At 60.4% G+C, this 23392-nt stretch carries 29 protein-coding genes; 16 read left to right on the top strand and 13 right to left on the bottom strand.

Annotation, left to right across the window (positions count from 1 at the left end):
* Positions 1 to 4 precede the first annotated feature (4 nt).
* Positions 5 to 2089, top strand: a complete 2085-nt coding sequence (locus NXC14_RS09040; protein ID WP_085777851.1) for an FAD-binding protein — start codon at positions 5 to 7, stop codon at positions 2087 to 2089.
* Positions 2090 to 2107: 18 nt separating this feature from the next.
* Here the strand turns inward: NXC14_RS09040 and NXC14_RS09045 are convergent, their stop codons facing one another.
* The 5 genes from NXC14_RS09045 to NXC14_RS09065 form a co-directional block, all read right to left on the bottom strand.
* Entirely contained in the window at positions 2108 to 2290 is a 183-nt protein-coding gene (locus NXC14_RS09045; protein WP_085777852.1) for a hypothetical protein, read from the bottom strand.
* A gap of 5 nt (positions 2291 to 2295) precedes the next feature.
* Complete coding sequence (locus NXC14_RS09050; protein WP_085777853.1) at positions 2296 to 2526, bottom strand: hypothetical protein; 231 nt, start codon at positions 2524 to 2526, stop codon at positions 2296 to 2298.
* Positions 2527 to 2626: 100 nt separating this feature from the next.
* The gene (locus tag NXC14_RS09055) at positions 2627 to 3382 is read right to left on the bottom strand and encodes an exodeoxyribonuclease III (protein ID WP_348630257.1); all 756 of its coding nucleotides are present in this window, start codon (positions 3380 to 3382) and stop codon (positions 2627 to 2629) included.
* 95 nt (positions 3383 to 3477) lie between these two features.
* Complete coding sequence (locus NXC14_RS09060; protein WP_085777854.1) at positions 3478 to 3879, bottom strand: GFA family protein; 402 nt, start codon at positions 3877 to 3879, stop codon at positions 3478 to 3480.
* Between the two features lie 10 nt (positions 3880 to 3889).
* A complete protein-coding gene (locus NXC14_RS09065) occupies positions 3890 to 4387 on the bottom strand; it encodes a hypothetical protein (RefSeq protein WP_085780043.1) in 498 nt (165 codons plus the stop codon).
* A gap of 301 nt (positions 4388 to 4688) precedes the next feature.
* Between NXC14_RS09065 and NXC14_RS32945 the strand changes: the two genes are divergently transcribed.
* Positions 4689 to 5189, top strand: a complete 501-nt coding sequence (locus NXC14_RS32945; protein WP_085780044.1) for a hypothetical protein — start codon at positions 4689 to 4691, stop codon at positions 5187 to 5189.
* A 47-nt stretch (positions 5190 to 5236) separates the two neighbouring features.
* On the opposite strand, the gene NXC14_RS09075 is transcribed toward NXC14_RS32945, so the two are convergent.
* The 3 genes from NXC14_RS09075 to NXC14_RS32950 all read right to left on the bottom strand — a co-directional run bounded on the left by NXC14_RS09075 (position 5237) and on the right by NXC14_RS32950 (position 7493).
* Positions 5237 to 5860, bottom strand: a complete 624-nt coding sequence (locus tag NXC14_RS09075) for a response regulator transcription factor (RefSeq protein ID WP_085777855.1) — start codon at positions 5858 to 5860, stop codon at positions 5237 to 5239.
* 2 nt (positions 5861 to 5862) lie between these two features.
* The gene (locus NXC14_RS09080; RefSeq protein WP_085777856.1) at positions 5863 to 7251 is read right to left on the bottom strand and encodes a sensor histidine kinase; all 1389 of its coding nucleotides are present in this window, start codon (positions 7249 to 7251) and stop codon (positions 5863 to 5865) included.
* A 65-nt stretch (positions 7252 to 7316) separates the two neighbouring features.
* Positions 7317 to 7493, bottom strand: a complete 177-nt coding sequence (locus NXC14_RS32950) for a hypothetical protein (RefSeq protein ID WP_176536270.1) — start codon at positions 7491 to 7493, stop codon at positions 7317 to 7319.
* Between the two features lie 159 nt (positions 7494 to 7652).
* Between NXC14_RS32950 and NXC14_RS09085 the strand changes: the two genes are divergently transcribed.
* Entirely contained in the window at positions 7653 to 8495 is an 843-nt protein-coding gene (locus NXC14_RS09085; protein WP_085777857.1) for a methyltransferase domain-containing protein, read from the top strand.
* Between the two features lie 80 nt (positions 8496 to 8575).
* On the opposite strand, the gene NXC14_RS09090 is transcribed toward NXC14_RS09085, so the two are convergent.
* Positions 8576 to 8857, bottom strand: a complete 282-nt coding sequence (locus NXC14_RS09090) for a hypothetical protein (protein ID WP_085777858.1) — start codon at positions 8855 to 8857, stop codon at positions 8576 to 8578.
* Between the two features lie 190 nt (positions 8858 to 9047).
* Here NXC14_RS09090 and NXC14_RS09095 point away from each other — a divergent pair, with 190 nt between their 5' ends.
* The 6 genes from NXC14_RS09095 to NXC14_RS09115 all read left to right on the top strand — a co-directional run bounded on the left by NXC14_RS09095 (position 9048) and on the right by NXC14_RS09115 (position 12765).
* The gene (locus tag NXC14_RS09095; protein ID WP_085777859.1) at positions 9048 to 9446 is read left to right on the top strand and encodes a DUF1236 domain-containing protein; all 399 of its coding nucleotides are present in this window, start codon (positions 9048 to 9050) and stop codon (positions 9444 to 9446) included.
* Positions 9447 to 9552: 106 nt separating this feature from the next.
* Positions 9553 to 9714, top strand: a complete 162-nt coding sequence (locus tag NXC14_RS32955; RefSeq protein ID WP_198175515.1) for a hypothetical protein — start codon at positions 9553 to 9555, stop codon at positions 9712 to 9714.
* Positions 9714 to 10295, top strand: a complete 582-nt coding sequence (locus NXC14_RS09100) for a BA14K family protein (RefSeq protein WP_085777860.1) — start codon at positions 9714 to 9716, stop codon at positions 10293 to 10295. Before NXC14_RS32955 ends, NXC14_RS09100 begins: the two co-directional genes overlap by 1 nt.
* Positions 10296 to 10409: 114 nt before the next feature.
* The gene (locus tag NXC14_RS09105; RefSeq protein ID WP_085777861.1) at positions 10410 to 10724 is read left to right on the top strand and encodes a hypothetical protein; all 315 of its coding nucleotides are present in this window, start codon (positions 10410 to 10412) and stop codon (positions 10722 to 10724) included.
* Between the two features lie 63 nt (positions 10725 to 10787).
* Positions 10788 to 11672, top strand: a complete 885-nt coding sequence (locus tag NXC14_RS09110) for a hypothetical protein (RefSeq protein WP_085777862.1) — start codon at positions 10788 to 10790, stop codon at positions 11670 to 11672.
* Positions 11673 to 11772: 100 nt separating this feature from the next.
* Positions 11773 to 12765, top strand: a complete 993-nt coding sequence (locus NXC14_RS09115) for a L,D-transpeptidase (protein WP_085777863.1) — start codon at positions 11773 to 11775, stop codon at positions 12763 to 12765.
* A 45-nt stretch (positions 12766 to 12810) separates the two neighbouring features.
* Here NXC14_RS09115 and NXC14_RS09120 read toward each other — a convergent pair whose 3' ends face one another.
* Positions 12811 to 13602, bottom strand: coding sequence for a phenylalanine 4-monooxygenase (locus NXC14_RS09120; protein WP_085777864.1), 792 nt, complete (start codon positions 13600 to 13602; stop codon positions 12811 to 12813).
* Between the two features lie 122 nt (positions 13603 to 13724).
* On the opposite strand from NXC14_RS09120, the gene NXC14_RS09125 reads away from it, so the two are divergent.
* Positions 13725 to 14186, top strand: a complete 462-nt coding sequence (locus tag NXC14_RS09125) for an Lrp/AsnC family transcriptional regulator (protein WP_085777865.1) — start codon at positions 13725 to 13727, stop codon at positions 14184 to 14186.
* 3 nt (positions 14187 to 14189) lie between these two features.
* Here NXC14_RS09125 and NXC14_RS09130 read toward each other — a convergent pair whose 3' ends face one another.
* On the bottom strand, positions 14190 to 14690 hold the full coding sequence (locus tag NXC14_RS09130; RefSeq protein WP_064801992.1) for an Lrp/AsnC family transcriptional regulator: 501 nt from the start codon (positions 14688 to 14690) through the stop codon (positions 14190 to 14192).
* Between the two features lie 129 nt (positions 14691 to 14819).
* Between NXC14_RS09130 and hppD the strand changes: the two genes are divergently transcribed.
* Genes hppD through maiA form a run of 4 tightly spaced genes read left to right on the top strand, consistent with a single transcriptional unit; the run spans position 14820 to position 19034 of the window.
* Positions 14820 to 15929: a 4-hydroxyphenylpyruvate dioxygenase gene (gene hppD / locus NXC14_RS09135; RefSeq protein ID WP_085777866.1), complete on the top strand. Its 1110-nt coding sequence runs from the start codon at positions 14820 to 14822 to the stop codon at positions 15927 to 15929.
* Positions 15930 to 15968: 39 nt separating this feature from the next.
* Complete coding sequence (hmgA, locus tag NXC14_RS09140; RefSeq protein ID WP_085777867.1) at positions 15969 to 17330, top strand: homogentisate 1,2-dioxygenase; 1362 nt, start codon at positions 15969 to 15971, stop codon at positions 17328 to 17330.
* Between the two features lie 49 nt (positions 17331 to 17379).
* Positions 17380 to 18405: a fumarylacetoacetate hydrolase family protein gene (locus tag NXC14_RS09145; protein ID WP_085777868.1), complete on the top strand. Its 1026-nt coding sequence runs from the start codon at positions 17380 to 17382 to the stop codon at positions 18403 to 18405.
* Positions 18402 to 19034 carry a maleylacetoacetate isomerase gene (gene maiA / locus NXC14_RS09150; RefSeq protein WP_085777869.1) on the top strand — a complete coding sequence of 211 codons (633 nt, stop codon included), beginning with the start codon at positions 18402 to 18404 and terminating at the stop codon, positions 19032 to 19034. Before NXC14_RS09145 ends, maiA begins: the two co-directional genes overlap by 4 nt.
* 3 nt (positions 19035 to 19037) lie before the next feature.
* Here maiA and NXC14_RS09155 read toward each other — a convergent pair whose 3' ends face one another.
* Positions 19038 to 19508, bottom strand: a complete 471-nt coding sequence (locus tag NXC14_RS09155) for an MEKHLA domain-containing protein (protein WP_085777870.1) — start codon at positions 19506 to 19508, stop codon at positions 19038 to 19040.
* Positions 19509 to 19800: 292 nt separating this feature from the next.
* Here NXC14_RS09155 and NXC14_RS09160 point away from each other — a divergent pair, with 292 nt between their 5' ends.
* Positions 19801 to 21162: a hypothetical protein gene (locus NXC14_RS09160; RefSeq protein WP_085777871.1), complete on the top strand. Its 1362-nt coding sequence runs from the start codon at positions 19801 to 19803 to the stop codon at positions 21160 to 21162.
* 93 nt (positions 21163 to 21255) lie between these two features.
* Positions 21256 to 22524 carry a patatin-like phospholipase family protein gene (locus tag NXC14_RS09165; RefSeq protein ID WP_085777872.1) on the top strand — a complete coding sequence of 423 codons (1269 nt, stop codon included), beginning with the start codon at positions 21256 to 21258 and terminating at the stop codon, positions 22522 to 22524.
* Between the two features lie 69 nt (positions 22525 to 22593).
* Here the strand turns inward: NXC14_RS09165 and NXC14_RS09170 are convergent, their stop codons facing one another.
* Positions 22594 to 23115: a histidine phosphatase family protein gene (locus tag NXC14_RS09170; protein WP_085777873.1), complete on the bottom strand. Its 522-nt coding sequence runs from the start codon at positions 23113 to 23115 to the stop codon at positions 22594 to 22596.
* Positions 23116 to 23392 lie beyond the last annotated feature (277 nt).

Consider the following 23392-nt stretch of genomic DNA (forward strand, 5'->3'; position numbering starts at 1 on the left):
GCCGATGACAATAGACGTTCCGCAGGAAATTCTTGATGCACTGACCGACGTCGATATGCCGCGGCTTCCGCCGGAGGCTCCCGCTTCCGGGGTAGCCCGCCTCGCTGGTTTCGACGTGCCGATCTACCGCGCCGCTTGCGTTGTCGTCGGATCCGGCGCTGCCGGTCTGCGTGCGGCGGTGGAAATGAAACGGCGCGGCGTCGAAGTCGTCATCATCAGCCAAAGCGCATGGGGCGGAACCTCGGCCTGCTCTGGCTCTGACAAGCAAACCCTGCACACCGCAAACACGGCCGATCAGGGCGACAATTACCGGGCGATGGCCCGCGCCATCGGCGGCGGCGGCGCTATGGACGAGGACACGGCCTATGTCGAGGCGGTGGGCTCGTCGCGGATGATGGCGTCGCTGCAGTTCTTGGGCTTGCCGCTGCCCCAGGATCCGCTTGGCGGAACGCTGAGATATCAGACCGACCATGACGAGGTCGGCCGCGCCACCAGCTGCGGCCCGCGCACCTCGCGGCTGATGGTCAAGGTGCTGGCGGAGGAGGCGATCCGGCTCGGCGTGCCGTTCTACAACCAGACCACCGCCGTCAAAATCCTCACTGAGGGCGCGGGGGCTGATCGTCATGTCGCCGGCATGCTCGTCATGCGCGCCGGCGACCGTAGACAAGAGAACCCGCTCGGCATCGCCTTGTTCGTGAGTGACGTGATTGTGCTCGCCGCCGGCGGCCCGGGCGAACTCTATCGCGACAGCGTTTACCCGAACGGCTGCTTCGGCTCCCTTGGATTGGCGCTGGAGGCAGGCGTCGAGCTCGTCAATTTGACCGAAAGCCAGTTCGGCATCGGGACGCGCAGGGAGGGCTTCCCGTGGAATCTGTCCGGCACGTACGTCCAGGCAATCCCACATATCTATTCGGTCGATGGCGAAGGCGCCGAACACCATTTTCTGGCGGAATATTATCGAAGCACCCGGGAGTTGGCGTCGAACATCTTCCGAAAGGGCTATCAATGGCCGTTCCACGCCACCCGCATGCTGGATTTCGGCTCGAGCCTGGTCGATCTCGCCATTTACCGTGAGACCGCAGCGGGTCGGCGCGTCTTTATGGACTTCAATCGCAATCCTCTGCCCGTTCCCGGCGACCTGCCATTCAGCCTGGAAAGGCTGGACGAGGATGTTCGGCTCTATCTCGGCAAGGCTGGCGCCGATCAGGAAATGCCGATCGATCGATTGAAGCATATGAACCCGCTCGCGATCGAACTCTATCGCCGCTACAAGATCGATATTGCCGAAGAGCCGCTGGAGTTCGCGGTCAACAACCAGCACATGAACGGTGGCATCATGGTCGATAGCTGGGGCCGCACCAATCTGGGTGGCTGCTACGCGGTCGGGGAGGCGGCGGGCACACATGGGGTAACAAGGCCCGGTGGAGCGGCGCTGAATGCCGGGCAGGTCTTCGGCACCCGGGTGGCCGAACACATCGGCGCCGGCGGCGGGGCGAAAAGGGCTGCCGCGGGACGTGTACCGGAGGCGGCGGAGGCGGGCATCGCCAATCTTCTTTCCGCGCTGCGGACCGAAAGCCCGCTCACCGTCAAAGCGGTCCGCTCGGCGGTGCAGGCACGCATGAGCGAGAAGGCGGGCATCATCTGCGATCAAAGGAGCGTCCGCCAGGCCTTGGTCGAAGCGCGGAAGCTGAACGCCGAAATCCGCGCCAACGGCGTCGCCTACGGCCGCGCGGCCGAAGCGGTCCGAGGCGTGCAATGGCGGCACATGGCGCTCGCCTCGGAAGCGGTGCTGAGCGCGCTGGACTTCTTCATCCGCAAGGGCGGCGGCAGTCGGGGAGCACGCGCGATCTGCGATGCACAGGGCGAATTCCTTCCGCTGGCGAGCGTCGGTCCACTGGAGCACTATCGCTTTCGCAAGGAAAGCGAAGCGCATCGCAAGGAGCAGATCGTCGTCCGGCTCGAAGGCGATGAGATCAGGCTTTCAACCCGTCCCAACCGCGAACTGGATGAAAGCGCCAGATCCTTTTTCGAGCGGGACTGGCCCGCCTGGCTGACAGGTCGCATCTACGACCTTGGCGCTGGCGTATGAGGCGATGCTTTAACCATATCAATCGGGATTTGCGACCGGCGGAGGAACCCGGATGCGCTCCGTATCGTCGGAGCCTTCCGTGACGGCTTCTTCGCTTTTGCGCACATGCCTCGGCGGATCTTTTCCTTCGACCGGTTTCGGCGACAACTGGTCGTCGGCCTGGATTTCGTCGGTATTGAGATAGTTCTTGCTTTCGCCCATGACGATCATTTCCGATTGGAGAATTGCGGGGCTGGAATGCGACCCTTCTGATCGGCGCGGCCTGTCTCACGGTCGGAGCCGCGGACGCCGTCGCCCGCCTCGCGGCTGTTGCCCATGCTGACGGGAGGCTTGCGCTGGTCGTCGACATCTGCCTCGGGCAGCTCATCGTCCTGAGTATCGTCATTCAACGACTTCGGCGGAAGCTTGGCGGAATCGGGTATGGATTTTGTGCGCATCGGACAATCTCCTTTGCAGGCAAACTCCGGCAGCCATCGCAGGTTCCCTGATATTCTGCGATCGCTTACACGGCTTCAGCTGCGGGAATATTGAGCTCTATCATGACGGGTGCGTGGTCGCTCGTATGCTCCCAGCCCCGCGGCTTGCGCCGGACGGTCGCCGATCGAAGCCACGGCGCCACCGTCGGGCTGAGGAGAAAGTGGTCGATCCGAAGCCCGGCGTCGCGCTCGAAACTGTTCCGCCAATATTTCCAGAAGGTGTAGATGCGCTCGTCGGGATGCAGATGCCTGATGGCGTCCGTCCAGCCTTGAGAGACGAGCCGGGCATAGGCTTTGCGGACTTCGGGCCTGAAAAGCGCATCGTCTCGCCAGCGCTCCGGCTTGTATACGTCGATCTCCGTCGCATGACGTTGAAATCGCCGGCAAGGATGGAAGGCACCTCGATTTCGAGCAGTTCGGCGGCATAGGCGTGCAGGCGACGGAACCAGCGAAGCTTGTATTCGAACTTGGCGCTGGGAAAAGGATTGCCGTTCGGCAGATACAGGCATCCGATCAGCATGCCCTCGATGACGGCTTCGATATATCGGCTGTGGGTATCGTCAGGATCGCCCGGAAGACCGCGCCGGGTCAGTATCGGTATCTTGTCCTTTGCCAGGATGGCGACGCCGTTCCAGGATCGCTGCCCGTGCCAGACGGCGCCGTAGCCGGCCCGTTCGACCTCCTTTCGCGGAAACGTGGCGTCGTCGGTTTTCAGTTCCTGAAGGCAGGCGATATCGGGGGCATCCTCCTTCAGCCAGCGGAGCAGGTTGTTCAGTCGCCCGTTGATGCCGTTGACATTGTAGGTTGCAATTTTCATGGGCTCACGCCGCGACGGTGGCCAGATCCAGAAGCTGGCCGCAATCTACTGGTTCACTGGTCGGGCGTCACGGGCATAATTTTTCGCGGCGTCCTTCAGAAACGCTCCTGAGTTTCCTCCTCCGGTAGTCCGCGCCCGCAGTCGGCCCAGGCAAGCCGGCTCTCAACGCCGTAATGACCTGCCGGGCGTATCCTGTCGGGGTGATCGAGCGAACCGACTGTCACGCGGATCAGTTCGTCGCCGTCATACTGAAGAAAGAGCGGCGTTCCGCATGCGCCGCAAAAGCCACGTTTCGCGATGGGTGAGGATCGGTATACGGCAGGGGAAGCCTTTGTCCAGGCGAGATCTTGAACCTTGGCCTGGACAAGAACCGCGAAAGGACCTCCGGTCGCCTTCTTGCACATATCGCAATGGCAGTATCCCGAATGCGGCTGATCGCCGCTGAATTCATATCGGCAGGATCCGCACAGGCAGCCGCCGGTCCATTGGCTCGCCATTGTGGTCCTCTCAGCGCGTTGCGCCGAAGACGAAGGCGATGCCGGCGACGATCGCCGCAGCCGTCAGCGGCTGCCGGCGGATCCGATCCTCAATGTCCTGGACAAAGCTCTTCGCTTCGGCCTTTGCCAGGCGGGCTGTTCCGGAAGCCAGCTCGGAGGCGGATTCGGCCATCCGGCCGGCTTCTTTCTGAAGCGCGCGCAACTCTTCGCGATTTGCATCGGATCTGTCCGAGGCGCGGGCTGTTTGGCCGGTAGAGCGCAAGGCTTGATCGACCAGCGGGTACTCTTGGTCAATCGCGGTCGGATCAGGCTCCCGCTTCACGCGCTCAGCCGCCTCTACATCGCTGCGGCCGGCGGGAATGGAGGTATGAGTGGCGGAAACAGGATCAGAAGCAGGAAACGTGTCTTCGATCGCTTTGTCGAGTTCGCCCTTTCGGGATTGTTTGCGCTGCTCTGCCTGCTCATTCCGCAAGGACTGGACGGCGGGTGATTCATTCGGGTTCGGCATCGCGGTTTCCTCCGTTGCATTTTGATAATCAAAAGCGACCACGACGAAAGAAGTTCCAGAAAAATGCGTCCGCGCCTCAACCAACATCACAAAGGCGACAGAGTCGACAATACACGCGCAGAGGCAGTATTTTTGATGGCAGCGCTCGTATTTTTAGGGGCGCATCCACTGTTTGCCGGACCAAAGTCCTGCCTTTTCTTAGTACCTAGGTCCGGTTGCATTTAGCCCTCAGAAAGGCGAAAATTCCCAGGCGTCCAACGGGCGTAGGAACGGCGAAGAACGGATGAACAAGGCAATGGCATTGACTGTCTCGAAACGAGGTTTTTTGAGATTGGGCGGCTGCGCTGCCGTCGCCCTCGTGGTTGCCGCATCACCCGTGACGATTAATCTCGACGGCTCCCTTCGCGTTCTGAGGGCGAAACACGCAGAGGCAAAAGACGGCAATAATGGGAACGGCAATGGGGGCGGCAACGGCGGCGGAAACGGCAACGGTGGAGGAGGCGGCAACGGGGGAGGCAATGGCAACGGGGGCGGAAACGGCAATAGTGGCTCCGGCAACAGCTCAGGTGGAAGCTCCAGCAGCAGCGCCGGATCCTCTTCCTCCTCGGCTTCGACGTCGACAGGATCGAAGGCCAGAGCGACCGAAGGTACCGATGGGTCGATCAACGTTCGCCATGCGAACGGCATCACCGAAAGCCTGCGCAGTGGCCGCTATATCATGAAGGACTCGAAGGGCAGGACGATCATAAGCCGGCAGGCGACGGCTAGCGACGCAAGCCGGCTGAGCCGATTCCTTCGCTAAGGCAGAATGCGGAAAACGCCACCGTGAGATGCCAGGTCGACCCGGTGCTATCGCCGTTCGCGCCATTGCAGGGCCGCCTCGGTCCTGTTCGAGGCGCCGAGCTTGCTCAGGATCTGGGTCATATGGTGCTTCACGGTTTTTTCCTGGAGGTTCAGGCGCAGGCCGATATGCTTGTTTGACAGACCTTGGGCGACGAGATCCATCACCTCGCGCTCCCTTGGCGTCAGACTGTTCTTGTCGGAGTTTCCGTTATGTAGCGAATTTTCCATCGCCTTCGCCGACATCGTCGGGGAGACATATCGCGATCCGCTGAGGACGGTTTTAATCGCTTCGGCGAGACCGCGGGAACCGACACCTTTGAGAACGTAGCCCATCGCGCCCTGCTGCAGGGCTCCGAGCAGCGTGTCCACCTCCTCGGATACCGTCAACATCAGCACTTTCGTCGTCGGGCTGAGCGCGAGGACGTCGCCGATCGCAGCCAATCCGCCGCCGGGCATCGAGACATCGAGGAGCATGATGTCGGGACGGTTGTTTGAAGCGATCATGGCAGCGTCTTCGCTGTTGGCCCCTTCGCCAATGACCACGAAGTCGCTCATCTCCGACAAGCTGCGCGTTACGCCCTCGCGAAAAAGCGGGTGGTCGTCCACGACGCCGACGGTGATTGGTGTCATCTCTACTCTCCAGCTTCCATAGGCTCGAAGGTCATGGTCACGGTCGTTCCGCCTTCACCCGTCTTAATATCGAAAGATCCCCCCAGGCTGTCGATGCGTTCGCGCAGCCCAACCAGGCCGAGGCTTGTCGGCCTCACCTCCGTCGGGTCGAACCCATCGCCACGATCACTGACCTCCACACAAACATGACCATTGTGCGACACGGCTTTCACGCTCTGCTGAACGCCGCCGCCGTGGCGATAGGCGTTGTTCAAGGCTTCCTGAACGAAGCGATAGATACAGATCTTTACGGCAGCAGCGAGCTCGGGTCCATCCTCGTCGATGTTCGTTTCGACAACGGTTTCGGTCTTGTGCCGATGCGCTTCGACGACCCGCAGCACGATATCGGTGATGGAGGACTTTTCGATCTGCGGCAGCACCAGTCCGCTGCAGATATTGCGGATTTCCGTCATGGCCTCGGCGAGGCTCGAGCGTATCCACGCAAGTTCTTTTTCGCGCGCTTCGGGCTCGGTGGACGCATTGATCAATAAATCGCTGTCCAGTCGCAGTGAAGCATAGGCAATGTGCTGTGCCGGACCGTCGTGAAGATCGGCGCCGATGCTGCGCAGATATGTTTCGTTCAGCGCCGCTACACGCTGCGAAGCGCGCTGCAGCCGCCGCTGGAGCCCGCGATTTTCAGCCAGCAGCGAAGACAATTCCTGGACCCGTTCCTTGAGATCCCTGCGCTGCGCTTCTATCGTGCGGCTTCCGCGAAAAACCAGGGCGGAGAGAACGAGGAAAAAGACGCCAGTGAGAGCGGCGACCGCCCCCCAGCTCTGCAGCCTCGCGTGAGCCAGACTGTCGCCAAGGCCTTCCGCCGTCTCGTAGAACTCGAGCACAGCGACCGCCTGGCCGGACCACGGCTGGAGAACCGGATTGTAGATTTCCATCAGCGGCTTGCCGAGCGCGCGCTCGGCGCCGCTTTCAGGGTCATCGGAAATCTCGTAGCGCGCAACGAGCGAGCCGGCGAATGCCTTCTCCAGCTTGGCGTTCAGGGGAAACTTCTGGCCTACCAGTTCCTTGTCGTTCGAATAGAGGATGGTGCCGTCGTTTCGCCATAACCTGAATGAGACAAGGCGCCTGCCAAGCGCCCCCTGGCCGAGCGTTTCGTCGAGAGCCTGGGCGCTGCCTTCGTCCAGCAGCGATTCCGTTTGCATGTCGGGAAGCAGCGGCGCCACCACACTGTCGACGTAAAGAGCCGTCGCCGCGCCGGAATTATGAATGACGGCTTCCTCGATCAGATGAGTGACAAGGATGCCCACCAGAAACATGGCGGCGATCGAGACCAAGCCACCCGCGATGAAGAATTGCGAGGCGAGTGAGCGGGCATTCCAGCGGCGCAGCCAATTCATTTTGATACCGGTAAGAGACTTTCCCGACTAAACCTACAGCGTCTTTAGAGTTTTTCCAGACTGTATCAGGGCAGATTCCTGGTATCGAAGACCTCAGCGCCTCTGATGCTCTCGGTCAGTTGGAGGCTATCGCCTGACATGGCTGCGCCGAAGACATAGAGAAGGCCGGCCAGAACGATGACGAGGGCGATGACGGACACGTTCCAGGCATCATTCGTATGAGATCTGTTCCTTTGGGTCATATGCGGATCTCCTTCCGTATCGCTCAAACGACGCGGTCAGGCGACCGTTCCGCGTCGGGGACTTCGGTCGAAGGGGCTTGGGACCAAGGTCCGTCCCCGTGGACAACAGCGGATTCAGCCATATCTCAATTTCGATAGAGTTGGGCTTGGAGACTTGTGGTGACAGTTTCTGCGAACATCGAAGGCGCCGCATTTGCCGCGTCTCCCCCTCCGTTCGGGGCAGGCGTCGCCGACCTTTACCAAGCCCTTCTCGTGCCGATTCTCTTTGAGCCCTATGCGTTGGAAATGGCAATTGCAGCCGAACGGTCGAAGCCGGTCAGCGTGCTCGAAGTCGCGGCGGGGACCGGCGCCTTGACACGCGCTCTGCGGGCGAAGCTTGATCCGGCCGCAGAGATCGTTGCCACCGATCTCAGCCAGGCGATGATCGACGTCGGCGCACCATCTGTGACGATGTCGCGAACGCATTGGATGCACGCGGATGCGCAAGATCTGCCGTTCGCCCCTTTGATGTTCGATCTCGTCGTTTGCCAATTCGGCGTCATGTTCTTTCCGGATAAGCCGAAGGCCCACGGCGAGGCGAAAAGAGTGTTGCGGAGCGGAGGCCATTTCCTGTTCTCGACGTGGGATTCGCTTGCTGAGAACGATTTCGCAAGATGTGTGGACGAATGCCTGACAAGCCTCTTCCCGTCGGATCCTCCCGATTTCCTCAGGCGCTTGCCATATTCTTACTTCGACCCCACCCCGATCAAGGCTGAAGTATCGTCGGCGGGATTCGAGGCGGTTTCCTGCGAACGGCTCGAACTGACCTCCATCGCGGCCACAGCACAGGATGTCGCGACCGCTTTCTGCCGGGGCACGCCGCTCAGCGGAGAAATCGAATCGCGGGCGCCGGAGCGCATGTCGGAGATCGTTGATGAGGTGGCCGAGCGGTTGGCGTCCCGCTATGGCGCCCGTCCTTGCGGCAGCATGAGTGCCCTGGTCGTCTCCGGCCGCGCTCCTTAACCTCTTCGGTATCCTCTCGCGCGTGATTGTCCGTGCCGGGGCTCGTGCAGACAATCATTGTCCTGGCGCCTGGATTGAACCTACGGTCGCGGATTAGGGGATGAGGCGGTAGTTGAGGTAGGGAGAGGCATCGCGCCCATGACGTGCTGTTCGATCTCGACACAGGTTTCGTCATATTCCCGCACCAGCTTCAAATTGAACCGTCGCCTTCGAAGCCGATCACGCGCTTCGACCGCCATCTGATAGGCCTCGAAAAGCTCGAGCTGCCACGGGTCGCACGCCTGCATGATCAGCGTCCGCATTTGCGGCAGACGCATGGCCAGGCGCCTGCGTCCTGCTTCCCGGCGGTTGGATCGTGTCATCTCCTCGGTCTCCTGCCCAAGCCCGCGATGCGATGGCGTGCGGCTCGAGAATAGCGCGGCTGACGAATAATAAAATCCAGACCAAGGGCCGGGATGCCTCAGACCGAGGTCCGGGGCGTGGAACGACCTCGTCGCGAGCAAGTTGGTTTGGCAGCGGCAAGCAGGCCGCATTGAAAGGAAGGAGGAAAAGATGCTCTTCAAGCTTATTGCAGGCGCGGCAACTGCCATGACCCTGATGTCAGGTGTCGCATTCGCCCAGTCCTCGACCGTGAATGGTGCAGCTGGTGGCGCAATCACCGGAGCTATCGTTGGTGGTCCGGCCGGTGCTGCTATCGGCGGCGTTGCCGGTGCAGTCGTCGGCACGGCGATCGATCCGCCGCCGCAAAAGGTCGTCACCTATGTCCGCGAGGCTCCGGCACCGTCGGCACGGGTGGTCGTGAAGGAAAAGGTGGTCGTCGGCCAGCCCCTGCCGGAAACGGTCGTCGTGACCCCAGTTCCGGACGATCCGAAATATGCCTACGCGGTGGTCAATGACGAGCGTGTCATTGTCGAACCCTCGTCCCGCAAGGTGATTCAGGTGATCAAGTGACCTGATCGTTCACGTGGCTCTGCCGCGTCTTCCAAATCATCTTCAGATCAGCCGCACGATGGACGGCAGCGTCATCGTGCGGCCGCCAGGGTCGAGGAGAGGGAACATGATTTATCCCGAAAAAAAATCTGCTGATTTCGCCGTGCCGCTGATCGCCATCCTCTTGGCGATCGTCGGCATTCTCGCCGTGCTGGTCGCCACCGGCGGTCACAGCAGCGCCGCGGCGCGCGTCTGGGTTCCCCAGGCGCAAGAGCAGGAGGCGGGCTGATGAATGGCATTGCGACGGTCGCCTTCGGCATCGTCAGCTCGGTTGGCGCCTGCATGGCAGCGGCATCCGTTGCCTCGCATGTTGTGGCGGATTCCGAACCGCGCGCGTTCACGGACCTTGCGGCCCCCGATCTGTGGACGACGAGTCCGGTGAAGGTCGATCCCCATCGGCAGCATTATGAACGAATTCCACCTGTCTATTCCAGCTATGTCACCGAGGCTCCGACCACCACGGTGCCAAGGGTGGCTTCGCAACGCGCTCGTCCGTGGACAGAACCTCAGAAACTGCGGCCAGAATTCGCTGCCGAGCACCTTGCCTGGTGCGCGCAGCGCTACCGTTCCTTCGATCCTGCGACCAACAGCTATCGATCCTATAGCGGCAGGACCCGCGAATGCTCTTCGCCGTTCCAGCAGGATATCGCCGAGAGCCATGAAGGCGGCGGCCCGAAAGTCAATGCCCAGGCAGCAGCCCGATGCGCCGCCCGCTATAGATCGTACCGACCGGAGGACAATACATATCAGCCATGGGAAGGACCGCGCCGCAGTTGCGACATGTCGGATCTGGTCGCGACGAGCAATTGACCGTTGACGGGCGAGCCGTACGAAACTGAACCGAACTGGCAAGCCAGACTAAAGTCCGTGTTGTAATCGCAGCGGTTGTGATATCCGGTTGTATTTGAGGGGCGGAGAGCGGGGATGGCAACGACGCTGATAGCAGAAATCCACCTGGCGCAGACAAGGCTTCCGTTCTTGAGCAGGGCGGAACGCGGAGCCCTTATCGTTCGTATTCTTCGCGAGTTGAAGATACTCCGTCGCGAAGTTCTCGGAAATGTGCCGGCCGATCGCTGCGTTTGGATCGATAAACTGATTGCATCGGTTTCTTCGACAGTATCGGAAATCGTTACGATGCCGGACGCCGAGTTCAACCGTGTCTTGAACGAGTTCGAAAAGCTCATGGCAACGCTGCATAACATTTCGCACCCGCAGAAGCCGTCCAAGACGGTTCACTAGCGTCGTTAAGGCGACGTACGGCTGCGCCGGAAACCGATCCCGACGCGGGAGCGTTCTCCTTCTATGATCGAAACAAAATCGCCCGCTGACCAGGACGAGAGATCGCCCCGCGACGATGAGCCGAAGCCAGGTGCAGAGGTTTCCTTCCCTTACGACAGGATGACTGTCGAGCAGTTTCGAAACCGCTTCCCTCGTGCCCGCTGGAACGACGTGCGAAAGGCCTGGTTCGTTCCCGGCCGAACGGCGTCCCGTCGCATCGGCCGATGGCTTGCCGAGCTGGAGGCCGAAGCCGACGCGCATGCGGATGCGAAGGGACGCGATGCCTTCGCCTTCGATCCCATCGACAGTCCATATCTGGAACTTGGTAAGGCCGGCTTTCGAATCCGAACGCCCTATTCAAAAACAGTCGTCGACGAACTTCGCGAGGTGCCGTTCTCGCGATGGGACGGCGATCTTCGAATATGGCACGTGCCCTTTCGATCCTATGAGGAGCTGAGACGCAGATGGCCTGAGATCGAAGCGGCGGCTCGCAGAAACGAACCGGAGGAGAGGCGACGGCGCGCCGACGAGCGGAAGGGAACCGAACAGGAGATGCGCAGCAGGCTTCGCGCAGAGGAACGCAAGCGCCGCCGTTACCCGCTTCCGACCGACGACCTGCCGCCGACAGGACGCCCGGTGGCCACCTCGTATGGGATCGTCGTCTTCACAGAAATCACCGGCGAACTGGTCGATCCGGCTCTCGTCGCGGATTTCTACCCCGGGGCCACCGAGGATCATCTCTGGGGGTACTGGCGGGTCCCGACATTCGACGAACTTGTCCGTACCTGGCCTGCGAAAACGCCTCCCCGCCGGGATGCCGAATGGTGGCAGCCGATAATCGAAGAACTGAGGCCCGCCCGGCGCGCCGCAAGAGCACGCGAAGCCAGGAAGCAAGCGAAGGCGCCGTGACCGGAGCCTGCCACCGGTCCTGCGGACTTGTAGCAGATGCTGTGTCGGAGGATGTCCGGCTGGTGTGGGAACAAATTCCCACGTCGGCCATTTGTTGTCCATGAAAACAGCCCTGCCGATTTCGCTGCTCGCTCTGGCCCTTTCCGTTGGCGGCGCCTCCGCGCGGGAGCTTCTCCCCGAAACGATCAACGCCGCTTCCATTGCCGACATCGGGAAAGGAAAGCTACAGCCCGCAGATCCGGACCCGGCGATCATCCGCCTACAGGTCCTGCTCGACCGCGCGGGCTCGTCTCCCGGCGTGGTCGACGGTCTCTCCGGCGAGAACGTCGACAAGGCGGTGGCCGGCTTCGAGGCGATGAACAAGCTTCCCGTGGACGGCAGGCCGGATCCGGATGTCGCCTCCCGGTTGGAAGACAATTCCCCCGTCGTTGAGAGCTATGTCGTCTCGCCGGAGGACGCCACGGGGCTGGTCGACAGGATTCCTGAGGATTACGGCGAGAAGGCAAAGATGCAGAGCCTCGGCTATACCAGCGTTGCGGAGAAGCTGTCCGAGCGCTTCCACATGGGTCTCGATCTCTTGAATGCACTTAACCCTGGCTCGCATTTTGCGCCCGGCGACAAGGTGTGGGTCGTTAATCCCGGCCCTCCCAGGCAAGGCAAGGTCAAGAGCATCGAGGCTGACAAGAAAACAGGGCAGGTGCTGGCCTATGGCGAGGATGGGTCCCTACTTGCCGTCTATCCCGCGACGATCGGCAGCGAGGACAATCCAGCGCCTTCAGGAAAACACAAGGTCAAGGGCGTCTCGAGAATGCCGGTTTACCGATACGACCCGAAGCGAAATTTCAAGCAGGGAAAGAACAACAAGGTTCTGACGATCCCGAAGGGGCCGAACGGTCCGGTCGGCAGTGTCTGGATCGACCTGACCGAGCCGACCTATGGCATACACGGGACACCGGAGCCGAAGCTCATCGACAAGGTCGGCTCGCATGGCTGCGTGCGGCTGACGAATTGGGACGCAGAAGAGCTGGCCGGCATGGTCAAGCCAGGCGTCTTGGTCGAATTCGTCAATCGCAGTCCCGCCGCTCCGAAGTGAAACGCAGGATCTGACGGATAGTCACACGTTACCGCCGCGTCAGGATTACGAAGCCTTCGCCTCGAAAGCCGGGGCGAAATCCCCAAGCGATTTGGCCTTGAGGATCGCGCCGCCGATATCCTGCTCCACGATTGCCTCGAGATCGGCGAAGCTGTCGATGACATAGTAGATCGGCTGGAGGATATCGATGCGGTAGGGTGTCCGGAGCACGCTCATCAAATCGAACGGCCGGAATTCGCACGCCGTGCCTTCCGTTGCCGCCTTCGCTTCGCTTGGAGAGGAAACGATGCCGGCGCCGAAGCAGCGGCGGCCTTGCGGTGTGTTGATCAGACCAAATTCGACGGTGAACCAGAAAATCCGGAACAGATGCCATGAATAGCCCTTGCCCAGCCGCATGGCGGTTTCGCCGAAATGCCGGACGAAATTGGCATAGCTCTGATTGGTCAGCAATGGGCAATGGCCGAACACCTCGTGGAACAGGTCCGGTTCCTCGATATAATCGATATGCTCGCGGCGGCGCAGGAAGGTCGCCAGCGGGAACTTGCCCTGCGAGAGAAGCTCATAGAAGCGCGAAGGCGGAATAAGTGCCGGCACGCCTTCGACGCCGAAACCTGTGGTCTCGTTCAGGCGTCTGTTCACATCGAGGAGCTGAGGCACTTTTTCCGGCCTGAGCCCCAGCAGTTTGACGCCGTCCAGATATTCCTGGCAAGCCTTGTCGGCCAAGAGCTTCATCTGACGCCGGTAGAGTTCGCCCCAGATCTGATCTTCTTCGGGGGTATAGTCATAAAGGCCCTCCGGGCCAGGCAGTTTGGCGGTGTAGCTGCTTTCCTTGGTCATCGGCTGATCTCCCGGGAATGGCGATATTTCTGCGATTATGCTCCGGGTTTGACGGATTTTCTTTTCTTTCATGCCGGCTATCGCCATAGTGGTGGGAGATATTTTCGAATGTGATGGCTAAAATGAAAGAACCCAGGAATTTCCGCCGCAAGCTTCTGCAACTGATCCAGGCCGACGGCACTCTGTCCTTGGCGGACCTGGCGGAAAGAGCCGGCATGTCGCAGAGTTCGGCCTGGCGGAAGATCCAGGAACTGGAAGCTGACGGTGTTATCCGCAAGCGCGTGACGTTGCTCGATCCCGGCAAACTCGATCTCAAGCTCTGCGTGATTGCGCACGTCACGCTGGAGGATCACCATGAGGAGGCGGTGGCTTCTTTCGCTTCAGTGGTGCTGGAGCGGTCGGAGATCATGGAGTGCTACGCCTTGTCGGGCGCCTTCGACTACATGCTGAAGATAAGGGCGAGGGACGTCGAAAGCTACGAAGCCTTCATGACCCGCTATCTCATGCGCAACCCGCATGTGCGCACCGTCGTATCAAGCTTCGTGCTGCGCGAGCTGAAATTCTCCACCGAACTGCCGCTCTAACGTTTATCGCGCACTGTCGCCATGCCGGCTGCCCGGCATCATCACGGGATAGCCTTCGAACGTCTTCAGCGTGTCGAGCACGATCGAGGTTTTCACGTGCTGCACGGATTCGTGCGGCAGCAGAACGTCGTTGACGAACTTCGACAGATCGGCGAGCCCCCGGGTCGCCACCTTGAGGTGATAGTCCATCTCGCCGGTCAGCGCATAAGCTTCGAGAACCTCGGGCAGGCCGTTGATCAATTGCGAAAATCGGCGGGCATTATCTCGGTTGTGGGTGGCAAGCGTGACGGAAATGACCACCAGCATATCGAGCCCCAGCTTCTCCCGATCGAGGTGGGCACGGTAGCTGCGAATATAGCCCTCGGCTTCCAATCTGGTACGCCGGCGCGAGCATTGCGACGGTGAAAGCGCGATCCGCTCACCAAGCTCGTTGTTCGTGAGCCTTCCATCCTTTTGAAGTTCCAGAAGGAGGCGTAGATCCAATTTGTCTAGGGGCTCATCCATTGCGCCAAATCTCCAGAATGCTCACAGATCGTGCATAATCTGTTCCTTCGGCACCAAGAACGCAAGAACTTTGCGCCAGTTTTGAGCCATAGTTTGCATAGATTGCAATCTCCTCTGGAGGAAAAGAAAATGGGTCCGTTCCCGCATGATGCGCCTCCGTCGGAAATCACCGGCGACAATCCGGCCGGCACCGACGGCTTCGAATTCGTCGAATTCGCCCACCCCGAGCCTGAGAAGCTCAGCGAGCTCTTCACACGCATGGGCTATATCGCGGTCGCCAAGCACAAGACGAAAAACATTACCGTCTGGCGCCAGGGCGACATAAATTATGTATTGAATGCCGAGCCCGGTAGCCATGCCGCTGGTTTTGTCGCAAAGCATGGTCCCTGCGCCCCGTCGATGGCCTGGCGCGTGGTCGATGCCAAGCACGCCTTCGATCACGCCGTGTCGAAGGGCGCCGTTCCCTATGAAGGAAATGACAAGGTGCTCGACGTTCCGGCGATTGTCGGCATCGGCGGCTCGCTGCTCTATTTCGTCGAGACCTATGGGACAAAGGGATCGGCTTACGAGGCCGAGTTCGATTGGCTTGGCGAGCCCAATCCAAATCCCACAGGGATCGGCTTTTATTATCTCGACCATCTCACCCACAACGTCTTCCGCGGCAACATGGACAAGTGGTGGGATTTCTACCGCGATCTGTTCAATTTCAAGCAGATCCACTTCTTCGATATTGACGGCCGCATCACCGGTCTGGTCAGCCGCGCCATCACCTCGCCCTGCGGCAAGATCCGCATTCCGCTGAATGAATCGAAGGACGATACCAGCCAGATCGAGGAATACCTGAAGAAGTACCGGGGCGAGGGCATCCAGCACATCGCTGTTGGGACGGAGGATATTTACGAAGCGACCGACCGGCTTGCCAATAACGGCCTGCGCTTCATGCCAGGCCCTCCCGAGACCTATTACGACATGTCCTATGATCGCGTGCATGGCCACGACGAACCGATCGACCGCATGAAGAAGCACGGCATCCTGATCGACGGCGAGGGGGTGGTGAACGGCGGCATGACGAAAATCCTGCTGCAGATCTTCTCCAAGACGGTAATCGGTCCGATCTTCTTCGAATTCATTCAGCGCAAGGGCGATGAGGGCTTCGGCGAGGGCAACTTCCGTGCGCTGTTCGAGTCGATCGAGGCAGATCAGATCAAGCGTGGTGTCATCGGCACGGCAGCGGAGTAAACTCTACGACGTAGTAGAGTTTTCGGGGAGGAGTTGAGCATGGACCAGACATCGATCCAGGCTTCCGACGCGGAAGCGGCGAAGGCAAACAGACTGAAATATATGCCGGGCTTCGGCAACGACTTCGAGACGGAGTCGCTGCCCGGCGCCTTGCCGCAGGGCCAGAACAGCCCGCAGAAATGCAACTACGGCCTTTATGCCGAGCAGCTTTCCGGCTCGCCCTTCACTGCGCCGCGCGGTACGAATGAACGGTCCTGGCTGTACCGCATTCGCCCGAGCGTCCGCCACACCCGCCGCTTCTCGAACGCGTCCTATCCGCTCTGGAAAACCGCACCCTGCCTGGACGAGCATTCGCTCCCGCTCGGTCAGCTCCGCTGGGATCCGCTGCCTGCTCCCACCGAGAAGCTGAATTTTCTGCAAGGGGTGCGGACGATGACGACGGCGGGCGATGCCACGACCCAGGTCGGCATGTCGGCGCATGCCTATGTCTTCAACGAAGACATGGTCGATGATTACTTCTTCAACGCCGACGGCGAACTGCTGATCGTGCCGCAGCTCGGCGCCATCAGAGTGTTCACCGAAATGGGCATCATGGATGTCGAGCCGCTGGAAATTTGCCTCATCCCTCGCGGCATGATGTTCAAAATTCTAAAGAGCGGCGAGCAGGCGGTCTGGCGCGGCTATATCTGCGAGAACTATGGCGCGAAATTCACTTTGCCGGACCGCGGGCCGATCGGCGCCAATTGCCTGGCCAACCCGCGCGACTTCAAGACGCCTGTCGCTGCTTTCGAGGACAAGGAAGAGCCCTGCCGCGTGCATGTGAAATGGTGCGGCAAATTCTATGTCACCGAAATCGGCCACTCTCCGCTGGATGTGGTTGCCTGGCACGGCAACTACGCGCCTTACAAATACGACCTGCGAACATTTTCGCCGGTAGGCGCCATCAGCTTCGATCATCCCGATCCGTCGATCTTCTCGGTGCTGACCGCGCCCACCGAAGATGCCGGCACCGCGAATGTCGATTTCGTGATCTTTCCGCCGCGCTGGCTGGTTGCCGAGCACACCTTCCGCCCGCCATGGTACCACCGCAACATCATGAGCGAGTTCATGGGCCTAATCCATGGCCAGTATGACGCCAAGGAGGAAGGCTTCGTGCCGGGCGGCATCAGCCTGCACAATATGATGCTTCCTCACGGCCCGGACGCGCTCGCCTTCGAAAAGGCATCGAATATCGAGCTCAAACCGATGAAGCTCGATCACACCATGGCCTTCATGTTCGAGACCCGTTATCCGCAGCAGTTGACGAAATATGCAGCCGAGCTCGAAACGCTGCAGGACGATTACCTCGAATGCTGGGATGGCCTCGAACGCAAGTTCGACGGAACTCCGGGCATCAAGTGACAGGATCGGTCAAGATCGGCGAAGCTTCCTCCGGCACTGGAATTGAGACATGAAACTTGCGACCTTGAAGGACTCCACCAGGGACGGCCGCCTCGTCGTCGTGTCCCGCGATCTGACCCGCTGTTCGGAGGTCGGCCACATCGCCCGCACCCTGCAGGCGGCGCTCGACGACTGGGAGCATGTCGCTCCGCGACTTCGGCGGGTTGCCGAAGGCATCGAGACGGGCGCTCAGCCGACGATGCGGTTTCACGAACATGACGCCGCATCGCCTTTGCCGCGCGCCTATCAATGGGCCGACGGCTCGGCCTATGTCAACCATGTGGAACTGGTGCGCAAGGCGCGCGGCGCCGAGATGCCGGCAAGCTTCTGGACCGATCCGTTGATGTATCAAGGCGGGTCGGATGGTTTTCGTGCGCCCCGCGATCCGATCCTGATGGCAGATGAGGCCTATGGGATCGACATGGAGGGAGAGGTTGCCGTTATCACCGGCGACGTAGCCATGGGAGCCAGCCCCGAGGCTGCGCGCGGCGCCATCCGCCTGCTGATGCTCGTCAACGACGTGTCGCTGCGCGGCCTGATCCCCGACGAGCTGGCCAAGGGCTTCGGTTTCTTCCAATCCAAGCCCGCCTCGGCATTCTCGCCGGTCGCGGTGACGCCCGACGAACTTGGAGAGGCGTGGGACGGCGGCAAGCTGCATCTGCCACTGCTCGTAAGCTTGAACGGCAGACCATTCGGCAGGGCGAATGCCGGCATCGACATGACCTTCGACTTCGGCCAGCTGATTGCCCATGCCGCCAAAACCCGCCACCTCGTGGCCGGAACGATCATCGGCTCCGGCACGGTCTCGAACAAGCTCGACGGCGGCCCCGGCAAGCCGGTGGACGCGGGGGGAGATGGATACTCCTGCATTGCCGAATTGAGAATGATCGAGGCGATCGAGAGCGGATCGCCGAAGACCCCCTTCATGAGGTTCGGCGACCAGGTCCGCATCGAGATGAAGGATCATGCCGGCCATTCGATCTTCGGGGCGATCGAGCAGACGGTCGGAAAATACGAGGGAGCTGCCGGGGGATGAACGAGATCATTCTCTACGACTACTGGCGGTCATCGGCGAGTTATCGCGTGCGGATCGCGCTCAATCTTCTGGGCCTCGACTACCAGACCGTGCCGATCAGCTTGCTCGACGGTGCGCACAGGATGCCAGACTATCTCGCGCTCAACCCGCAGGGGCTGGTGCCGACATTGATGATCGATGGCAAATCGCTGACGCAGTCGCTGGCCATCATCGAGTATCTGGCCGAGCTCCGGCCGGAATGCGGATTGCTGCCATCGGATAGCTTCGATCGCCACAGAGTGCGCGCTCTCGCATATGCGGTTGCCATGGACATCCATCCGATCTGCAACCTGCATGTCGTCTCGCATCTTCTGACGCTGACCGACAAGGCCGAGGCTCGCGAGGAATGGATGAAGCATTTCATCGGCGATGGACTTCGCAAGCTTGAGACCATGCTCGGCGAATCCGATAGCGCGTTCAGCTTTGGCGGCAGGCCGTCGATGGCCGATCTCTGCCTTGTTCCCCAGGTCTACAATGCCCGCCGCTGGGGCGTTGATATGACGGATTTCAGACGCATCAGCGACATCGACGCCAGATGCGCCGAACTCCCCGCCTTCCAGGCAGCGCATCCGGACCGCGTAAAACCGTAGGAACTACGCGTCCCGCCAAAAAGAGAATATCGCCGCCTGGCCCAACCGCTTGCCCGTCTCATCGATGAGCTGCCAGACAGTGAAATTTTCGACCCAGAAACGGCGCCCCGATTTCGCGACCCTGAGGCCGCGGCCATTATCGACGAAACCATTGCGCGTGACTGCATCCAGCAGCCGCTGGCGTTCGGCTTGATCAGGCTGCTCGGCCGATAGTCGCGACGGCAGCATGATGAATTCGTCCCAGCTATATTCCAAGCAGTTCTGCGCAGTCCGGTTTGCGTAGATGAAGCGCGGGTCGGGCAGTGTATTGTGCGCGAGGACCACGAAAGGTGCATGGCGGTAAAGCCAGTCCGGCCCTTGCCCATCCTCGATAAGAGCGCAGCCGACGATGCGCTTGTAGCTGCCGGTCAGAAGGGCGAAGAAATTGGGATCATTCCTCAGGTCGAGGGCGTGATTGTCATAGGGGGAAGTCACGAACGGCCTCGCTGGTCAAGTGTGTCGGTGCAGCCGACATAGCCGATATCAATTGCACGCGTCTATGATGCCTCCAGAACAGCGAAGGGCCTGTATTTACCTTGTCTCATCACTTCTGATTGTGACGCTTGCCAGAAGATTGCCCTTGTGCATTGATCTGACCTGCTGGGGTAGCTGTCAACATTCTCTGCGAAGCTGTTGTTCTTCGGACCGTAATTGGCGCCGGCTGGTCGCGAATGAGGCGGGGGTAGAGCAGGTTTTCATCATCCGGCTATTCAGACCTGCGAAAGCTATGCTGCGAATGACGACAGGAGAAATACAGGTGCTTGGGGACCGGGGTAGAATGCGGAAATCCGTCTCGTTGATATTGATTCTGCTGGCGTTCGTCGCCCTAGCCGGGGAGGGGCATGCGGCCATTTCCTACGAACGTCTGGAGACCGCGCCGGGAGAGCGCGTCCTGACGATAAAAGGCGTGTTCGAGAGTTCCGACGATGCGATGACGCTTGTCGACGAATATACGCAGTACCAGCCGAGCTATGTCACCTTTGACTCGCCAGGCGGAAACGTGGTCGCCGCGATCAGGTTCGGCCGGGCCCTCCGCCTGCTGAATGCAAAAACGATACAGATCAGAGCCGCCGAGTGCGCGTCGGCTTGCGCCTTCGCCTTCGTCGGCGGCGTTGAAAGATTTGCCGAGCCGGGCTCTATCGGCGTGCATCGGGTTTCCCTGTCCGACGATGTTGCCATCGACAACAAATTGGCCGTCTCGACTGTTCAAGCACTGACCGGCGAGATCATCGGCTATCTCACCGACATGGGGGTAAGCCCCAACCTGCTGCAGCTCAGCCTGTCGATCGACAGCACCGATATACGGTATCTCACCGCTGCGGAAATGCGGGACTGGAATATCAACACGCCCGAGGATATGCCTTCGGCACAGGAAAGCGCGCCGCCCTCGCCAGGCGCCGCACCGCAGGAGAGCGCAACACCCGCCGACATGCCGTCAGAGCCGAGTGATTCCGAGGAGGCGGGCGCACCGGAACCCGGCGACCTGACCACGGAGGCGGTTAATTTCGCAAACCGATACAATGACGAATGGTCGAAAGACAGCGCATCGGCGTTGGCCTTCATGAAGGGCGTCTATGCCGACGAGGTCTCCTTCTTCGGAAACTCGGTCGACAAAGACGCCGTCCTGAAGGAAAAGGCAGCCTTCGCCCAACGCTGGCCGGAGCGCATCTACAGCGTCAAGCCGGGCTCCGTGACTGCCAGCTGTGCCGGAAAATGCCAAATGTCGGGAATTGTCGAATGGTTTGCCGGAAATAGGGACACGGGTAAGACGTCCTCCGGGATGGCCGAATTCTCTTACGTGTGGAACACGGCCTCCCTGCAGATCGAGTCCGAGACCGGAAAGGTGCTCGCCACGGACAAGGGGGCCAAGGTGCCGGATCGGTTGATCCATCAGTGGACAGGACTGGACGACATCTGCCGCACGAGTGTCGATCGCACTGGACCCGAAACGCTGCGGGCATGCAGACGGCGCGACGAACTCGGTCCGCTGCTCAATCGCGCCGACTGGTGTTATGGCGAAAAGGACGAAGCCGAAATAAACTGGGAGTGGCACAAATGCGATGCCAACTCCCGGAAGTACGCAGAGTAGATATTGCCGGTCCGCAGGCAATGACCGCAAAGTTCGGCAGCTTGCCTGAAGGAAGAGATCGGTGAACACTCATCTTCCTGAGTGAGGCCGAGCATGTCGGAAGACGAGCATGCCCCATCGAATGCCGTCTCTTCGGGATCCGACGATCCCGAGAAGCCGGCGGAGCGTTATAAACTCGGCCTCTGCCTTTCGGGCGGTGGCTATCGGGCCATGCTTTTCCATGCGGGATCGCTTGCGAGGCTCAACGAGGCCGGTCTTCTGGCGAAGCTCGATATGATCTCGTCGGTCTCCGGCGGATCCATCGCCTCGGGCCTGCTCGCCTATATCTGGCCACGGCTGGTGTTCTCGAGCGAGATCGCCGTCAATTTCAAGACGGAATACCTGGATCGCATTCTCGCCTTCAGTCAGATATTCGCGGATGGGCCGAGCTTCCTGAAGGGCGTGTTCAATCCCTTCTCAAGCGCGGCCGAGGAAGCCGCCAAACTATACGAGCGACATCTGTTCGACGGAAGGTCGCCAACCCTCAGAGATCTTCCGCGCTCGCCCTGGTTCGTATTTTGCGCCAGCAATCTCAGCACCGGTTCGCTCTTCCGGATGTCCAACCGCTATATCGCGGATTACCGGATCGGTGTGTCGTTTCGTCCGGCATTGTCGCTGGCAACCGCGGTTGCCGCTTCGGCAGCATTTCCGCCGGTGCTGTCACCGCTGCGATTGGACCTGTCGCAGTTTTCCTGGAAGAGGGAAAAACTCGATGATACCGTTGGCGAACCAGTCGCTCCGGACCGGGCGATATTAAGCGATGGCGGTGTTTACGACAATCACGGCATCGAGCCGGCGCTGAAACGCTGCGACTGCCTGCTCGTCAGCGATGCCGGCGCGCCTTGGCGCTCCTCGACCCGCGGATACTGGAACTATCTCTCCCAGCTGAAGCGCGTTCTCGATACGACGGACAATCAGGTGCGGTCGTTAAGGCGGCGAGACCTGATCGCCGGCTTCAAGGCTGCAAAACGGGCCGATACGCTTGGCCTCGACGACCTCGCGAAATCGGCGCTGCGCGCAAGAACCCATGGCGTTTATTGGTCGATCGACAGCAAGGACGCCGAACTCAAACCCTACGCCTCTTACACGCTGCCGCCGTCATCGGTCGTTCCCTCCGAGATCGGCACCTACCTCCATTTCCTCGGCGCTGATGAGACGGAGCACCTGACGAATTGGGGGCACTATGTCTGCGATGCGATGCTCAACCGGTTCTATCAACCGCTGCTGGCGCCATCGTCGGGGCCGCCATTGGCGGCCGGTACGGTGAAGCCGTCTTGGGCGGCGAGGGCGAGCAAGCGCCTGTTCGACATTCTGCCGTTTTGACGCGAGCCGGAGGTGCCGGGCTACGCGACCGTGCGCCATGTCTGCCAATTCAACCGGAAAGTGGCCTTATTATTCCAAGGATCTGGGGGTTACGAAGCGCTCGAGATAACCGATACCTGCCGCGATCTCGTCCCATCCGTCGAGATCGAGGTCAATGACGGCAAGCCCCGCTGTCGGGAACTTCTTCCGCATGCGTCCCACGGCATCGGCATTGCCGTCCGCCACGATAAGCGAGGCCGCATTCTCCATGCCGGGATTGTGGCCGACGATGAGCAGCGTGCGAATGCCAGGTTCGACGGCTCGGATCACATCGAGGATGCGCTCCCCCGACACCTCGTAGATATCCGCCGCTTCGCGTTCGGGGATCTTTTTCGAAAGGGCCCCGCGGACAAGCTTCCAGGTTTCCTGCGCCCGGCGGGCCGGCGAGACGAGGGCTAAATCGGGGATCAGCTTTTCGCGCCTCATATAGGTGCCGATAACGGGTGCTGCCTTGCGCCCGCGATCCGCCAATGGCCGTTCATAGTCGGACACACCGTCGGGCCAGGCGGATTTGGCGTGGCGCAGAAGGATGAGGCGGTGTTTCGGCAGCATGGGCTTTCGGCGTCGCTTCGGTTCGTATTGACTCCTGGAGCATGAGGGGCGCTTGCGATACAGCTCGCAAACTAGACGAATGTCTTTGGCAGGTCCAGTTGTCTCGTCTTACGTTTACGAACTTGAGCATCCCGCGGACTGGGCGTTTCGCTACTCTTGCGATTGTTTCACTATTTGTTCCCCAGAGCATTCTCCGGGCACTTGTTAGTGCCCGGACGGCCTCCTGTATCGGGTTGGCCATTTCTTCTGTCGGAAATGGCCAACGCTTTTGACCAGA

Origin of the sequence: Rhizobium sp. NXC14 (assembly GCF_002117485.1) — a bacterium.
Taxonomy (GTDB): Bacteria; Pseudomonadota; Alphaproteobacteria; order Rhizobiales; family Rhizobiaceae; genus Rhizobium.